The following is a 1,712-nucleotide window of genomic DNA, read 5'->3' as shown; positions in this document are numbered from 1 at the left end:
AGCTGCCCAGCGCAATGCTGCGGCGGTAGCTGCGCAGGTGCGGCAGCAGCGCCTGGTCCATCGCCTCGCGGGTGCCCGAACCAGGTTCGCGCAGCAGCCACACACAGTCGCGCAAAGCCTTCAGCGCCAGCCTGGCCTCGGTGCCCGCCGCCGCCACCAGCACCAGTTCGTCGGTCAGCCAGGGCTGCACCTGCAGCGCCGGTTCGTGGCATGGCCCTTCGATCAGCCCGATGTCCAGCTCAAAGGCCGCCACCGCTGCGCAGACCTGCGCAGTGTTGCCCACCCTCGCCTCCGCCTGCCAATGCGCAGCCTGCCGCGGCACCTCGCCATAGAAGCGCTTCAGCAGCCCCGGCAGCAACTGGCTGCCCAGCGTGGTGCTGGCACCGATGCGCAGCGCCTGCAGCTGCGCGTCCGGGTTGCGCGCCATCTGCTCCACGCCGGCCGCGCCATCCAGCAGGCCCAGTGCGCGTGGCAACAGCGCCCGCCCGTTGTCGTTGAGCAGCAGCCGCTTGCCGGCGCGGTCAAACAGCTTCAGCCCCAGCAGCCGCTCCAGCTCATTGACCGCCGCGCTGGCGGCCGATTGCGACAAGGCAATCGCCTCGCCAGCCGCGCTGGTGCTGCCTTCGTGCGCGACGGCCACGAAGATCTGCAGCTGGCGCAGCGTGAGGCGCAGGATGTTCATCAGGCCAGGACCTCCAACCCCTTCTTCTGCACCAGGTGCAGCAGCTTCAGCGCGGTGCCGGTGGGCTTCTTCTGGCCAATCTCCCACTTCTGAACTGTCGAGAGGCTGGTGTTCAACAGCCGGGCAAACACGGCCTGGCTGACCCGCGAATCCTCACGCACGCGCTTGATCTGCTCCGGCGCCAGCGGCGCGATCGGTGGCAGGCAGAGTTGGTCGAACTCACGCAGCGTGAGCTGGTCCATGACGCCGGCCTTGTGCAGCCCCTTGGCCGTCTCATGCACGGCGGCCAGGATCGGAGATTCATTCTTTCTCATCGCAGTCCACCTCTCTCAATTCACCTGCCTCTTTCGCCTGGGCCACCGCTTGCGCCGACAGTGACAAGAGGTGCTCCGCCAACTTCTTCAGCGCTTCCTCCTCATCCTTGTCGATGTTGCCCCGCTCGTTCTTCGGGAAGCCATAGACAAAGATCCAACGCTCGGCTCGCCTGGTGGCGACCAGCGTCCGATAGCCACCGCGCTTGCCCTGTCCCGGCCGTGCAATGCGCTTCTTGAACAGGCCGCCGCCGAGATCGGCATCGAACAGTCCGTCCTTCATTTCCTGCACCGCTGCACAGAGACTGGCATCGCCCAACCCTTGCTTGCGCGCCCAACGGTCGAACCATCGGGTCGTGTAGATCGCCATGTTGTTCCCCCTCGCCGAGCGATATATAGCACCAAGTGCTATGGAAGCCAAGCCTGAGATGACCACCCAGACAGCGTCAATGACCGGCTCAATCGCTCAATCCTAACCATACAAGCCGTTGGACGGGTCAGTGGCCGCTGCGCACACTGCACACCATGCTGTCCCGAACCTTCCCCGCCTCGCCGTTTCGCTTGGCCTTTCTGCCTGCGCTGGTGCCTGGCTTGCTGGGCTGCGCGGCACTTGCGGCGGCAGCGGCCTGGGCCGGGCGCTGGCCGCTGCTGCAGGCACTGGGCCTGGGCCCGTTGACGCTGGCGCTGCTGCTGGGCCTGGTGGCGGGCAGCCTGCTGGG

3 protein-coding genes and 1 pseudogene are annotated in these 1,712 nt (G+C 66.6%); 1 reads left to right on the top strand and 3 read right to left on the bottom strand.

What is annotated here, in order from left to right; all coding sequences use genetic code 11:
* From FKP22_RS29470 to FKP22_RS29460, 3 genes are all read right to left on the bottom strand, one after another.
* The coding region (locus FKP22_RS29470) for a LysR substrate-binding domain-containing protein (RefSeq protein WP_141291748.1) at window positions 1-682 on the bottom strand (682 nt) is incomplete at its 3' end.
* On the bottom strand, window positions 682-996 hold the full coding sequence (locus FKP22_RS29465) for a helix-turn-helix domain-containing protein (RefSeq protein ID WP_141291746.1): 315 nt from the start codon (window positions 994-996) through the stop codon (window positions 682-684). The genes FKP22_RS29470 and FKP22_RS29465, both read right to left, overlap by 1 nt.
* Window positions 983-1,363: a type II toxin-antitoxin system RelE/ParE family toxin gene (locus tag FKP22_RS29460; protein ID WP_141291744.1), complete on the bottom strand. Its 381-nt coding sequence runs from the start codon at window positions 1,361-1,363 to the stop codon at window positions 983-985. The genes FKP22_RS29465 and FKP22_RS29460 overlap by 14 nt, the downstream gene beginning before the upstream one ends.
* Window positions 1,364-1,518: 155 nt before the next feature.
* Here FKP22_RS29460 and FKP22_RS29455 point away from each other — a divergent pair.
* Window positions 1,519-1,712: pseudogene (locus tag FKP22_RS29455) on the top strand (YeiH family putative sulfate export transporter); the annotation flags it as partial.

This window comes from Ideonella azotifigens (assembly GCF_006519715.1).
GTDB classification, from domain to species: Bacteria; Pseudomonadota; Gammaproteobacteria; order Burkholderiales; family Burkholderiaceae_C; genus Ideonella; species Ideonella azotifigens.
Note: the sequence above shows the minus strand (reverse complement) of the source record. Positions and strands in the feature narration are given on the sequence as shown.